Source organism: uncultured Sphingorhabdus sp., assembly GCF_937872355.1.
Taxonomy (GTDB): Bacteria; Pseudomonadota; Alphaproteobacteria; order Sphingomonadales; family Sphingomonadaceae; genus Sphingorhabdus_B.
Map to the genome: position 1 here is coordinate 1 of NZ_CALMSV010000247.1, position 12,482 is coordinate 12,482.

Annotated in this window: 14 protein-coding genes; 10 read left to right on the forward strand and 4 right to left on the reverse strand. The window is 57.7% G+C overall.

The features are described from left to right. The 4 genes from Q0239_RS15830 to Q0239_RS15845 form a co-directional block, all read left to right on the forward strand. On the forward strand, positions 1–739 hold a 739-nt coding region (locus Q0239_RS15830; RefSeq protein ID WP_298604666.1), incomplete at its 5' end, for an acyl-CoA dehydrogenase. A gap of 2 nt (positions 740–741) precedes the next feature. Continuing rightward, entirely contained in the window at positions 742–1,533 is a 792-nt protein-coding gene (locus tag Q0239_RS15835) for an SDR family oxidoreductase (RefSeq protein WP_298604667.1), read from the forward strand. After that, complete coding sequence (locus Q0239_RS15840) at positions 1,530–2,654, forward strand: serine hydrolase domain-containing protein (RefSeq protein WP_298604669.1); 1,125 nt, start codon at positions 1,530–1,532, stop codon at positions 2,652–2,654. Before Q0239_RS15835 ends, Q0239_RS15840 begins: the two co-directional genes overlap by 4 nt. Positions 2,655–3,458: 804 nt before the next feature. After that, positions 3,459–3,818 (forward strand): PilZ domain-containing protein, encoded by a 360-nt coding sequence (locus Q0239_RS15845; protein ID WP_298604670.1) that lies wholly within the window; start codon positions 3,459–3,461, stop codon positions 3,816–3,818. 163 nt (positions 3,819–3,981) lie between these two features. On the opposite strand, the gene Q0239_RS15850 is transcribed toward Q0239_RS15845, so the two are convergent. Further along, positions 3,982–4,857 carry a LysR substrate-binding domain-containing protein gene (locus tag Q0239_RS15850; RefSeq protein WP_298604671.1) on the reverse strand — a complete coding sequence of 292 codons (876 nt, stop codon included), beginning with the start codon at positions 4,855–4,857 and terminating at the stop codon, positions 3,982–3,984. A 307-nt stretch (positions 4,858–5,164) separates the two neighbouring features. Between Q0239_RS15850 and Q0239_RS15855 the strand changes: the two genes are divergently transcribed. After that, positions 5,165–7,465, forward strand: coding sequence for a CDC48 family AAA ATPase (locus Q0239_RS15855; RefSeq protein WP_298604673.1), 2,301 nt, complete (start codon positions 5,165–5,167; stop codon positions 7,463–7,465). A gap of 91 nt (positions 7,466–7,556) precedes the next feature. Further along, positions 7,557–7,994, forward strand: a complete 438-nt coding sequence (locus Q0239_RS15860) for a hypothetical protein (RefSeq protein ID WP_298604675.1) — start codon at positions 7,557–7,559, stop codon at positions 7,992–7,994. On the opposite strand, the gene Q0239_RS15865 is transcribed toward Q0239_RS15860, so the two are convergent. Further along, complete coding sequence (locus Q0239_RS15865) at positions 7,991–8,524, reverse strand: TetR/AcrR family transcriptional regulator (protein WP_298604677.1); 534 nt, start codon at positions 8,522–8,524, stop codon at positions 7,991–7,993. The two genes, Q0239_RS15860 and Q0239_RS15865, sit on opposite strands and share 4 nt — an antisense overlap. A gap of 92 nt (positions 8,525–8,616) precedes the next feature. Between Q0239_RS15865 and Q0239_RS15870 the strand changes: the two genes are divergently transcribed. Beyond that, positions 8,617–9,051: a hypothetical protein gene (locus Q0239_RS15870; protein WP_298604679.1), complete on the forward strand. Its 435-nt coding sequence runs from the start codon at positions 8,617–8,619 to the stop codon at positions 9,049–9,051. On the opposite strand, the gene Q0239_RS15875 is transcribed toward Q0239_RS15870, so the two are convergent. Together Q0239_RS15875 and Q0239_RS15880 are read right to left on the reverse strand one after the other, a co-directional pair. After that, entirely contained in the window at positions 9,048–9,719 is a 672-nt protein-coding gene (locus tag Q0239_RS15875) for a glutathione S-transferase family protein (protein WP_298604681.1), read from the reverse strand. The genes Q0239_RS15870 and Q0239_RS15875 overlap by 4 nt on opposite strands. Positions 9,720–9,773: 54 nt before the next feature. After that, the gene (locus Q0239_RS15880) at positions 9,774–9,983 is read right to left on the reverse strand and encodes a hypothetical protein (RefSeq protein WP_298604683.1); all 210 of its coding nucleotides are present in this window, start codon (positions 9,981–9,983) and stop codon (positions 9,774–9,776) included. A gap of 196 nt (positions 9,984–10,179) precedes the next feature. Between Q0239_RS15880 and Q0239_RS15885 the strand changes: the two genes are divergently transcribed. From Q0239_RS15885 to Q0239_RS15895, 3 genes are all read left to right on the forward strand, one after another. After that, the gene (locus tag Q0239_RS15885; protein WP_298604685.1) at positions 10,180–10,386 is read left to right on the forward strand and encodes a hypothetical protein; all 207 of its coding nucleotides are present in this window, start codon (positions 10,180–10,182) and stop codon (positions 10,384–10,386) included. A 1-nt stretch (position 10,387) separates the two neighbouring features. Further along, entirely contained in the window at positions 10,388–11,713 is a 1,326-nt protein-coding gene (locus Q0239_RS15890; RefSeq protein WP_298604687.1) for a sorbosone dehydrogenase family protein, read from the forward strand. An 83-nt stretch (positions 11,714–11,796) separates the two neighbouring features. After that, on the forward strand, positions 11,797–12,482 hold a 686-nt coding region (locus Q0239_RS15895; protein ID WP_298604689.1), incomplete at its 3' end, for a DUF1800 family protein.

Sequence of the window (12,482 nt, forward strand, 5' to 3'; positions counted from 1 at the left end):
TCCCGAAAAGATCGCGCTCAAGGCCGAACGCAGCGGCAATGGCTTCAAGCTGAGCGGCGCAAAGCAGTTTGTCGTGCAGGGTAGCTCTGCCGATATGCTGATCGTCGCCGCGCGCACTGGTGGCGCCGTTGGCGAAACTGATGGCCTGACGCTGTTTGCGGTTGAGAAAGGCGCGTCCGGCCTGTCGCTGGACGCAGCGCGCACCGTTGACTCGGCAATGGCTGCACGTGTCGCATTTGACGGTGTCGAAGTAACCGCCGACGCCGTGATTGGCGATGTTGATGGCGGCTGGGCTGTCTTGTCCAAAATGCTGAACGCCGGACGCACCGGTTCCGCCGCCGAAATGGTTGGCGTCGGCACTGGCGCGATGGACCTGACCTTCGACTATCTCAAACAGCGCAAGCAGTTTGGCCGCGTCATCGGGGAATTCCAGGCACTGCAGCACCGTGCCGCGCATCTCTATGGCGAAATGGAAATGGCGCGTTCGGCAGTTTTGAAGGCGCAGAATTTCCTCGACGAGGAAGATCCGCGTGCCGAGCTTTACGCTTCGGTTGCCAAGGCCAAGGCAGGCCTCGCCTGCAGCCTGTCCGTCCGCGAAGGCGTACAGATGCATGGCGGTATCGGGATGACCGACGAATATGACATCGGCCTTTATATGAAGCGCGACCGCGCTTTGGCCGAGTTCATGGGCGACATCTATTTCCATGCAGACCGCGTGGCCAAGCTGAACGGATATTGATCATGGACTTACAAAAACTGTTCAGCCTCGAAGGCCGCGTAGCTCTCGTCACAGGCGGTTCCAAGAATTTGGGCCGCCACATGGCAGAAGGCTTCATCGCAGCAGGCGCAAAGGTCTATATCAACTCGCGCAAGGCGGATGCCTGCGAGAAGACCGCTGCCGAATTGGGCCCGAACTGCATTCCGCTGCCAATGGATGTCTCGTCGGTAGAGGGCTGCAAGGCGCTGGCAGCAGCGTTGACAGAACGCGAATCGAAGCTCGACATTTTGGTCAACAATGCAGGCGCAGCCTGGGGCGCCCCGTTTGAGGAATTTCCCGAAAGTGGCTGGGACAAGGTCATGGACCTCAATGTCAAAGGCCCGTTCTTCCTGACGCAGGCAATGTACCCGCTGCTGAAGACTGCGGCGACCAAGGCGCACCCGGCAAAGGTGATCAACATCGGCTCGATCGACGGCATCCGCCTGAACCCGTGGGAAACCTATAGCTATCACGCTTCCAAGTCGGCGATCCTCTATCTGACCAAGCGAATGGCTGCGCGATTGGTGCAGGATCAGATCAATGTCACCGCGATTGCCCCGGGTGCCTTTGCATCCGACATGAACAAGGCCGCTCGCGACCATGGCGATGCGGTTGCCAGCAACATTCCGAACAAACGCATCGGCGTTGCTGAGGATATGGCAGCCGCAGCAATCTATCTTGCTTCTGATGCGGGCAACTATGTGGTCGGAGATACCATCACCGTCGATGGCGGCGTGGCACACGCCAATATCGGTTCACCGAGCATCGACGCGTGAGCGTCCACGGCGTTGCGGAGGGCAAATTTGCGGGCGTCAAGTCCGTGATGGAAGCCAGCCTCGCAAGTGGTGCCGATATCGGGGCTTCCTTTTGCGTAACCCGCGACGGTGAAACTGTGGTCGATATCTGGGGTGGGCATGCCAACCCGGATAAGACCAGCAGTTGGGATCGCGACACCATCGTCAATGTTTATTCGACGACCAAGACGATGGCCGCGCTCACCGCACTGCTGCTTGCCGACCGTGGTGTTTTCGACCTCCACGACCGGGTAGCAAAATTCTGGCCGGAGTTTGCTGCCGAGGGCAAGGAAGGCGTCACCATTGCCCAACTGCTGAGCCATTCCGCCGGGCTTTCCGGCTGGAAGGAATCGTTGCAGCGCGAGGACCTTTATGACTGGTCCAAATGCGTTGATTTGCTCGCACAGCAAGCACCGTTTTGGGCACCGGGTACTGCACCCGGTTATCATGCGCTGACCCAGGGCTATCTGGTCGGTGAAGTTGTGCGGCGCGCGACGGGTAAAACCATTGGTACCGTTTTCCGCGAGGAAATTGCCGAACCATTGGGTGCCGATTTCCATATAGGCCTTCCCGAATCAGAGGATAGCCGCGTCGCCACGCTGCAACCCCCGCCAGTGGCTGTTGCCGCGCAAGCCGCATCCGATCTGCAAAAGAATATGGCGACCAATCCCGGCATCGATGTCGGTGAAACCGCAAAAAGGGCATGGCGCGGGGCGGAAATTCCAGCAGCTGGCGGCACCGGCAATGCACGCTCAGTAGCGGAAATCCATGCCATCCTTGCAAATGGCGGCATGGCCAAGGGCAAGCGCTTCCTTTCCGAGGCTGGTTGCCGACGGGCGCTCGAATGTCAGGTTGAGGGCACCGATCTTGTCCTTGGCATCCCCGTGCGGTTCGGCATGGGATTTGGCCTGCCAGGCGGCATGGTGCCGTTGCCCAATCCCAATAGCTGCTATTGGGGTGGCTATGGTGGATCGATCGCTATCGTCGACATGGATGCGCAAACGACCTTTTCCTATGTGATGAACCGGATGGAGGGCACGACCACCGGCGACGCACGCGGATTCGCGCTGGTCATGACGATGTGGCAGGCGATGGCCGCCTGATACGAAATTGCAAAGAACGCAATTTGAGGTCAGTTGCATTCTTTGCAACTGACCTTTTTCTTTTCGCAATTGCACAATGAACCACCAATCGCCAAATGGCTCTCAACGAAAGCGAAACTTTCGAGACATTGATGGGCCGGGCACTCTCCTCCTCCTCTCCCCCGCCCGCCCGTCGATACGAACGGCCTTCATGCACCGCGTGGAGGCCGTATTCGTTTGTGCGATAATTGCCGACCTGAATCCTTTTGTTTCAGCCGCTAGCAACAGCAATGATTGTTCTCCATTTTGTCCACCGCAAACCCTTCGCCCTGTGGATAAGTCGCAAGATTCCCGTTGCCCGACTCAGGGTTCGATGAGACCTTTCAGTTGTCAGGCAGGAAAGCCGGAAAGCGAAGCGGAACGGAAACGGAAAGCAGAGCGGAACGAAAGAACTGTCAGATACCTCGCCAGAGCGTTTCAGAAGCGAAAGTGGAAGAAGCAGGAAAGCAGAGGTTGCTGCCGGACAACGAACGTCATGTGCGGGCCGAGGCCTCACCGCCAAAAGCCAACGCCGGGCAGGATACCGAAAGCAGTCAGGCAAACTGGCGACCCTTCGGGGCCGCCAGCGAGCCGGACGCCGGAAATCGGAAAGAATGGCCCTTGAGGCCAAGGACTTCCAGGATCAGGCGCAGTGGGCGCTGGTAGCAATACCAGCGCCCATTTATCTTTTGGCGACCCATTTCAGCGGCTGTTACGGCTTCACACTCTGTAATTGCTGCACTCTTCAATCAAATTTTCACCGAAATGCTCTAAACTCATCCCATAATGAGTATGCGCAAAACTTTTGGAAAACTCGGGAAGCGGTCGGTTGCTCGGCTGACAATCGAGTTGGATGCGGGTTTCGTGCTGCCAGAACGTACAGCGCGTTGTACGCTTGAAAACGTGTCGCGCAACGGCTGTCGCTTACGGACAATTGAGCCTCCACGCATCGGCGCAACCATCCTGGTTAGAGTCGAGCGGATCGAAGCGCTGGGTTCGGTCAGTTGGGTGAAGGGCGAACGATGTGGCGTCGCGTTCGAAGAACCACTGGACACTCGTTCACTCGAGAGGATTCGCTGGATAATCGACAATGACCGCAATCACCACAACAACAGCCTGGCCCACGCTACTGCTATCTGGCGCTGAATTGAAAATCCGAGACCGAAATTTGAAAGGCGTGACGCGCGTCACGCGTTGAGAATCGATTCCCCTGCCAATCGGGCGTTGCGACCCGGTTGGCATGGATCTCCCTATGCCAACATCCTGCCGAGGGCGGGGTTCACACCACCCCGCGCCTCGGCTTTTTATTTCAAACCCCGGATTTAAGCAGCCAATCGTGGAAAATACGAACGGCACGCTGCTTTAGTGCACGCGGTCGACAGACGAACCAATAGCTGTAAGGGCTCTCAACCTCAGTATCGAAAAGCCGAACCAGCCGCGGGTCTTTAGCGTCCGAAAAATGGCTGCCATGCATGATTGCCACGCCCAGTCCGTTGGCGGCTGCTTCGAGCATCAATGGGCCGCTGTCGATATGATCGATCGCCGCCGGCTTGAGACGCGGTTCGCCCACAGCATCGCGCCAAGCGTTGAAAATCAGCGGCATATCGCTGTGCACCAGCACTGTCTGATCCTTCAGATCGGCCGGCTTTTTCAGATTGTGCTCTTTGGCCATGCTGTCCGAGGCGATGGCATAAACATTGTTGCGATCGAGACGGACGGCATAGAGTCGCGGATCAACCTGATCGGCTATGATGATCGCAGCATCGACAACATCTCCAAGCAGATTTTCGGCATGCGCCGATGTGTCGACATCGATATGCAACTTGGGGAACAACTTGCGTAGCTCCGGCAATTTCGGAATCAGGCGTTGCGATCCGAAAAGCGGCAATACGCCAAGCCGCAGCCGATACTCGCCACCCTGCCCCGACAATTCCTCAACGGCATCGGCCATCGCCTCGAGAGCTGGTTCGATAGCTTTTAACAAGGCATTGCCATCGGCGTTAAGGATCATCGCCTGCGCTTTTCGTTCGAAAAGGGGCTTCCCCATGAAATCTTCCAGCGCCTTGATCCGCCGACTCAGGGCCGGCGGCGATAAAGCCATTTCGGATGCTGCAGCCTTGGCCGAGCCCAGTTTTGCAATCCTGACAAAGGCTTCGAGTGAGCGGAGCGGCGGCAAACGGCGCATTTGGGGAGGTCTCACCTTTTTTGTGCGGCGCAAAATGGTCGAGCGATTTCGCTCTTTCCAGATTTTTGCCTGTTTTCGTTGAGTTGAAAGCTAATTCGGATTGCAAAAATTGCAACCCCGATTGTTTTCTTCGCACTTGCACAAAAAACTGCTGCGCCGCATATAGGACGGGCCTTACAGGCATCCTCTCCTAAAGTAAGACTTTTCAAAGGCCGGGTTTACCCCCGGCCTCTTTTTTTGCCCGTTGCCCAGTCTGGCTTGCCACCCTATCTTGAAAATCAGGGGCTTGGACCAAAGGTAACCGGATATGGCAAAGCAGAAAAACAGCAAACTCCAGGTTGCCAATGCCCGGCCCGAGGATTCGGGGCGTGGTCTTGCCCGCCTGTCGCGCGAATTCATGGCCGAACATGCATTACAGCAGGGCGACGTAATCGAGATAACGGGAAAACGCACAACGGCAGCGCGCGCGGTAGATCCCTACCCCGAAGATGAGGGATTGGAAGTCATCCGGCTCGATGGCTTGCAGCGCGCCAACGCTGGGGCAGGTGCAGGTGATCATGTCGAGGAGAAGAAGGACGCCTCGGTTGCTGCCAAACGAGTCGTTTTTGCACCAGCACAACCGGAAATCCGGCTGGAGGGCCCGGGTGATGCCCTCAAGCGCAACTTCATCGGGCGGGCCTTGGTCGCGGGCGATGTCGTTGCCACCCATGGCCAACAGCGCGTGGCGCCTGAAAACATGCCGCCGCAGCTTGCACAGATGCTGGCCGCCCCTGCTTTTGCGCTCGCCGAAATTCGCCTGACGGTGGTTTCTACAACGCCCAAGGGCATCGTGCATATCGATCAGGAAACCGAGGTCGAGTTGCGCCCTGAATATAGCGACGACGGCGATGTGCGTCGCGCGGATGTGACTTATGACGATATTGGCGGCATGGCCGATACCATTCGCCAATTGCGTGAAATGGTCGAACTGCCATTGCGCTATCCAGAGCTGTTCACAAGGCTGGGCGTCGATCCGCCCCGCGGCGTGTTACTGCATGGCCCGCCGGGAACCGGCAAGACCCGGCTCGCCCGTGCGGTCGCCAATGAAAGCGAAGCCGAATTCTTCGTCATCAACGGTCCCGAGATCATGGGGTCGGCTTATGGCGAGTCCGAAAAAAAGCTGCGCGAAATTTTCGCTGCAGCGACCAAGGCTGCCCCATCGATCCTGTTTATCGACGAGATCGATTCGATCGCACCGTCGCGCGACAAAGTCCACGGCGAGGCCGAAAAGCGGCTGGTCGCACAGTTGCTGACGCTGATGGACGGACTGGAGCCACGGACCAACCTTGTTGTTATTGCCGCGACCAACCGGCCCGAGGCCATCGACGAAGCCCTGCGCCGTCCCGGCCGGTTCGACCGCGAGATCATCGTCGGAGTGCCGGACGAAAGCGGGCGGCGGGAAATACTTGCCATTCACACGCGTGGCATGCCTCTCGACAGCAAGGTTTCGTTGCGCGAGCTTGCGCGGACGACATACGGCTTTGTCGGTGCCGATCTCAATGCGTTAAGCCGCGAGGCTGCTATCGAGGCGGTGCGACGGATCATGCCGAAGCTCGACTTGTCCAGTGGCACGATTCCTGCCGATGTTCTCGAAACGCTGAAAGTGACCCGCGACGACTTTCTGGAAGCGCTCAAACGCGTCCAGCCTTCGGCGATGCGCGAGGTCATGGTGCAGTCCCCCAATGTCCGCTGGGAGGATGTCGGCGGGATCGACGAGGCACAAGCGAAGCTGAAGGAAGGAATCGAGCTCCCTCTCAAAAATCCCGAAGCTTTCCGCCGCCTCGGCATCCGCCCGGCCAAGGGTTTCCTGCTTTACGGCCCGCCGGGAACCGGTAAGACTTTGCTCGCCAAAGCCGTTGCGCGGGAGAGCGAGGCCAATTTCATTGCTACCAAATCATCCGACCTGCTCAGCAAATGGTATGGCGAAAGCGAGCAGCAGATTGCCCGGCTATTCGCCCGAGCGCGACAGGTGGCGCCGACCATCATCTTCATTGACGAGATTGACAGTCTCGCGCCCGCGAGGGGAAGAGGTGCGAGCGAACCCCAAGCAACCGAGCGGGTTGTGAACACGCTGCTCGCCGAGATGGATGGGCTGGAAGAGTTGCAATCCGTCGTCGTCATCGGTGCAACCAATCGGCCGACGCTGATGGATCCGGCCCTGCTGCGTCCGGGGCGCTTCGACGAACTGGTCTATGTTACCGTACCCGACAAGGGTGGACGTCGCCGCATCTTGGGTATTCACACGTCAAAGATGCCGCTCGGTAAAGACGTAGACCTTGATGAAATCGCTGAGCGAACCGAACGCTATACCGGTGCCGATTTGGAAGACCTCGTCCGTCGTGCCGGCTTGTTTGCGCTACGCGAAGGCGGGAGCGATGCCAACGAAGTGCGCATGACCCATTTTAGCCAGGCATTAAATGCCAGCCGGGCGACCGTTTCTCCCGAAATGGAGGAGGAGTATCGTTCGATGGAGACCAAACTCAAGCAGGCGGCGCTGGTGCCCGAAGGCATGGGTTTCGTTACGCCGGGAATGATAAAGCCGGTGCGGGCGAGCAAGCACGAGCCCTGACCGCAGCATTATGTGCACCGGTTCAACGCAGCGATAGCATTAGTAACCACTTGGTCTAAGTTTTCACTGACCTGATCAAGGGAGTGAAAGTTTGAGGTTATCGACTGCTCTGTTTGTGAGTGCCGGGTTGGCGTTGCTCATTGCGGTAGCCCCTGTCCTGATAACCTTTGCCGCAGCTATCATCGCGCAATTGGCAGGATGCCAGTTAAATGAGGGCATGGCGCACCGATGCGTGATCGCGGGCAAGGATTATGGCCAGACGCTCTATGAGATGGGCGTTGCCTTTTGGCTGTTCTTGCTGACCGCTTTATACTTGCCGGTCGCAGTGGCTCTGGGTGTTGCCGCCTTAATCAACATGGTTCGCGGGCGCGAAGATCCAGCCAAAAATGGCAAAACTGGCTGGGTATTCTGGCTGTTGATGGCGTCCGCTCTGCTGCTGCCAATATTGGGTACGATGACTTTGATCCTGGTAGCGCTAGCGGGAATAATAGTCTGGAACCGGAAGCGCACCGCGGACTCAAATAGCTAATCCAAGCTTCGGTCGGCGACTTCGCGCAATCCGATTGCGCGGACCAATACCATGCCCTCTATCGCGACCAGCAATTTGGCTGCGTCTCGCGCGCGCGCTTCGTCGCTGTCGGCTGCCAGCTGCGCTTCGCCCCATGCGAGAAAGCCCTGTCCGATTGCAGCCGCGATCGGCGTATAGAGCGGATCGCCTCGCGCAGCCCTGCTCGCCAGTTCTATCCAAACGCACATGTAGGGCCAAAAACGGTCTTCGAACAAAAAACCTGCTAGCCGCTTTTGCAACGCGTCGAGCGGCTGTGGTTCGGTCGCGGCGTGATCCGCCATCGCACCGGTCATCCGCTCGGCAATGCGTTGCAGCGTGGCAGCCAGCAACTCGGATTTGTCCGCAAAATAATAGAGCAACATGCGGTCGCTGGTGCCAGCAGCCTTCGCCAACGGACGCAGGCTGGCCGGCACAAGACCGTGCGCAAGCACGTGGTCGGCCAGCCGGTCGACAATTGCGGAACGCCGTTCTTCTGTTTTGCTCAGTTCCATCCAGACCTGCTTAGGCGCAATTAATGCTTGTAGCGACTGCTACATTAATGTAGCATATGCTACATTAATAGTCGAACAGGAAAGGCAATGCGATGACAAGTTTCTGGCAAAATTGGCTCAAACTATGGGCATGGGGTGTAATCATCTTCGGCGTTGTGCTGGCAAGCGGCGCATTTGCGGCAACCGAAGGGCTAGTGCGACCGGTATTCGACATGCTTGGCAACCCCTTCCCGGCCGCGCCTGACGCACATCATCGTTTCTCGCTAGGACTGATGGGCGCCGTTAGCATCGGCTGGGGTTTGACCTTGCTCGGTGTATTCAAGGCCATATTCGGCCTGACCCGCGATAGCGCCGCCCCTTTCTGGCGCGCCGTGCTGGCGGCAACGGTAGGATGGTATGTGATCGACGGTTATATTTCGTACGCGACCGGCTTTGCGCTTAACATCGTTTCGAACACGTTGCTCGTTGCGCTGCTTCTGATACCGCTGATCAAAAGCGGCGCGCTACGCGACACTGCTCCAGCTTAAAAATCGACCTGTTCATAATAGGGTGGAGGCGTAATTGCCTCCATTCTTTCGGACAGCAAAGGCCGGAAGCTCGGGCGGCTTTTGAACATCGCATACCAGCTCTTGGTCTGCTCATGCCCGCTCCAGTCAATTCCGCCCAGATAGTCGGCAACCGAAATCTGCGCGGCGGCTGCCAAGTCCGCCATGCTCATCGTCGGGCCAGCCATCCACGCACGGTGATCGATAAGATAATCGATGTAATCGAGATGCCCGTTCGCCAGCCGCATCGCCTCGCGCAGCACGGTGCTGTCGGGTGGCTGGCGATGCACCAGCCGCTTCTTCATCCGCTCGTGGAGCAATGGCGCGGTGACATCGCCGTAAAATTGCTGGTCAAACCAAGCCGTCAGACGTCGTATTTCGGCACGATAGGCGGCCGAACCACTGATCATCGGCGCAGTGTCGCTGACTTCCTCAATATACTCGCCAATAGCAACAGAATCGCAAAGCGTCAGGTTGCGGGCGGGGTCGATCAGCACTGGCGTGCGCGCAGCGGGATTCATGTAGAGGAACTCGTCACGATGCTCCCACGGATTTTCCCGGACCAGACTATAGGCAATGCCCTTTTCGCCCATCTGCAGGCGCACCTTGCGTGAGAACGGACATAAGGGAAATTGCAGGAGCTGCCACATGGCCGCCCTGTTAGGGATTCTGTTCCGGAAATGGAAGCGCGCTGTTGGCGCTTTTCAGTGGATAGTGCCCAATGAGGTTTCAAGATTGAGCAGGATTACCAACCGTTCAATTTGACGCCAGCGGCAATAATGCAAATGGTTGCCAACATTGCGGCTCTTTTCGGCACGTTCTGCCGCTTCAAGCCCGGCCTCAAACCCAAAGCGGGCAATCAGGGCCTGCGCCTCACTTACATCGCGGGCGTTGACATAAAGCGGCAGATACATGTTCGAGTGCGACCTCTTGGTTGTTGAGTGGCAGGCTGACCGGGGTGTGGCCGGCCTGCAAAGACGCTTCTACCCGCAATCCGTAGATGAAGCCTTCCAGCACTTGGTTACCGAAGCGTTAGCCAGATCTATTCGAAACAGATGTGTTGGCTTGAAGGCTTGCTCCTACCCCCCATATGGTGGCAAAGGCCGGGATATGAACAATCCAGACAATAAACCCTCATCCGATCGCCCGCGCTTTGGCGGCGGCATTTTTCTGTTTCTCGGCCTGCTGATCGGTTCAATTGTCGGCATTACGATGAACGAGGCTTCGATCGGGATGGTTGCAGGCTTCGGGATTGGTGGCCTGCTGGCGATACTGGTCTGGATATTCGATCGCAAACGTGCAGAGGAAGGGCGTTAACATGCGCAAGCACATCTTTGGATTCCTGGCATTTCTGCTTGTCCTTATCGGAATTGGTGGATGGTATGTTACCCGTCCCGATGTCGCCCAACTATCGCTCGATCAGGTCACCGGCCCTAAGCCTGAAATCACCGAAGCGCGCGAACAGATGATCCCGACCGTTTCGGTTGCCGAGGCTGATCGTTGGAAGGCGGGAGAGGCCCCGACCGCTGCTGAAGGACTAGTCGTAGAGCGCTTTGCCGAAGGTCTTGACCATCCGCGAAACATCTATGTGCTTCCGAATGGCGATGTGCTTGTCGCCGAGACCAACGCCCCCGCCAACCGGATGAAGGGCATCGAAGGCTGGATCGCAGCCAAGCTGTTTGCCAAGGCTGGCGCAGCCGTACCTTCTGCCAACCGCATTACTTTGCTGCGTGACGCCGACAGCGACGGCAAGCCCGAGGTGAAGAGCGTGTTTCTCGAAGGGCTGAACTCGCCCTTTGGAATGACCTTGGTTGGCAACATCCTTTACGTCGCAAATACTGATGCCGTTTTGGCTTTCCCTTACAAGGAAGGCGACACCAAGATTACGGCCAAGGGCAACAAGATCCTTGAACTCAATGCCAAGGCACCGAACAACCATTGGACCCGCAACCTGGCGGCCAGCGCGGATGGCAAAAAACTGTACATCGCCGTCGGTTCGAACAGCAATATCGCCGAGCATGGCCTTGATCAGGAAATTGGTAGGGCACGGGTGATCGAGCTTGATCTCGTTACCGGCAAGAGCGGGGCGTACAGCTCTGGCCTTCGCAATCCCGTTGGACTCGATTGGGATAGCCAAGGGCAGCTGTGGACGGTCGTCAACGAACGCGACATGCTGGGGTCCGACACCGTGCCCGACTATCTGGCACTGGTAGAATTTGGCGCAGACTATGGCTGGCCGCACCATTATTGGGGCGGTTATACCGACCATCGTGTCAAACCCGGAAAGCCCGAGAAGCGCGAATATGAACGTCGCCCCGATTATGCGCTTGGCGCGCACACCGCGCCGCTTGGCCTGGTCTTTGCCGACCGGGTAAAGCTGGGCGGCGCTTTCGCCAGCGGCGCCTTTGTCGCACGCCACGGTTCCTGGAACCGTGTGCCGAAATCCGGCTATGACGTGATTTTCGTACCGTTCAAAAACGGAATGCCCACCGGCCAACCACTCAATGTGCTGACTGGATTCCTCGACAAGGAGGAGAAAGCACAGGGCCGCCCGACGATGCTCGCCATCGACAAGAGCGGCGCCCTGCTGGTGAGCGACGATGTCGGCAACATCATCTGGCGGGTGCGCGCGAAAGCCAAATAAACAGCGAAGGGTTTCGTCAGTTCGTCCGTTGAGGGAATGCCCCCACATATTTTAGGGGCAGCCTTGATTGAGGAGGACAGTCGATGGCCGTCGAAACGGCAATTGCCCTGAATCGCTTTGGGTTGGGTGCGCGGCCCGACGCTGTGCCGCTTGCCAATCCCAAACGCTGGCTGATCGACCAGATGGCGAAATTCGATCCCAGGCCCGCTGCCATTTCGGCTCTGCCGCCGCGAAGCGAATTGATTACCGCCATCAAAGACTTGCGTGTCGAAAATCGGGAACGCAAGGCTGCAAAGGCCGAAGGAGCCGATGCAGCCGAAATGCAATTCAACGAATATCGCAAGGCGTTGCGCGATCAATATGTCGCGGCAGTTGATGCCCGCCTCGGCGTCGCGCTTGCTTCGCGGCAGGATTTTGCCGAGCGACTGGTGCATTTTTGGGCGAACCATTTTGCGATCTCGATCGACAAGATTGTGACGGTGGGACTTGCGGGCAATTTCGAGTTCGAAGCGATCCGACCGCATATTTTCGGCCGGTTTGCCGATCTACTGAAAGCGGCAAGCTGGCATCCAGCGATGCTGCTCTATCTCGATCAGGCGCAATCGATCGGACCCAACAGCATGCTCGCACAGCGCATAAGCGCGCGGCGCGACCGCGAAATTGGACTCAACGAGAATCTCGCCCGCGAAATTCTGGAACTCCATACACTGGGCGACCGAACCGCCTATAGCCAAGCAGATGTTACCGAATTTGCCCGCGCGATGACGGG

What these genes read in the sequence shown, in the direction of transcription:
- Q0239_RS15885 (WP_298604685.1), top strand. Translation starts at nt 10,180, where the DNA reads ATGAACAATCCAGACAATAAACCCTCATCCGATCGCCCGCGCTTTGGC.
- Q0239_RS15850 (WP_298604671.1), bottom strand. Translation starts at nt 4,857, where the DNA reads ATGCGCCGTTTGCCGCCGCTCCGCTCACTCGAAGCCTTTGTCAGGATT.
- Q0239_RS15875 (WP_298604681.1), bottom strand. Translation starts at nt 9,719, where the DNA reads ATGTGGCAGCTCCTGCAATTTCCCTTATGTCCGTTCTCACGCAAGGTG.
- Q0239_RS15890 (WP_298604687.1), top strand. Translation starts at nt 10,388, where the DNA reads ATGCGCAAGCACATCTTTGGATTCCTGGCATTTCTGCTTGTCCTTATC.
- Q0239_RS15855 (WP_298604673.1), top strand. Translation starts at nt 5,165, where the DNA reads ATGGCAAAGCAGAAAAACAGCAAACTCCAGGTTGCCAATGCCCGGCCC.
- Q0239_RS15845 (WP_298604670.1), top strand. Translation starts at nt 3,459, where the DNA reads ATGAGTATGCGCAAAACTTTTGGAAAACTCGGGAAGCGGTCGGTTGCT.
- Q0239_RS15865 (WP_298604677.1), bottom strand. Translation starts at nt 8,524, where the DNA reads ATGGAACTGAGCAAAACAGAAGAACGGCGTTCCGCAATTGTCGACCGG.
- Q0239_RS15835 (WP_298604667.1), top strand. Translation starts at nt 742, where the DNA reads ATGGACTTACAAAAACTGTTCAGCCTCGAAGGCCGCGTAGCTCTCGTC.
- Q0239_RS15870 (WP_298604679.1), top strand. Translation starts at nt 8,617, where the DNA reads ATGACAAGTTTCTGGCAAAATTGGCTCAAACTATGGGCATGGGGTGTA.
- Q0239_RS15880 (WP_298604683.1), bottom strand. Translation starts at nt 9,983, where the DNA reads ATGTATCTGCCGCTTTATGTCAACGCCCGCGATGTAAGTGAGGCGCAG.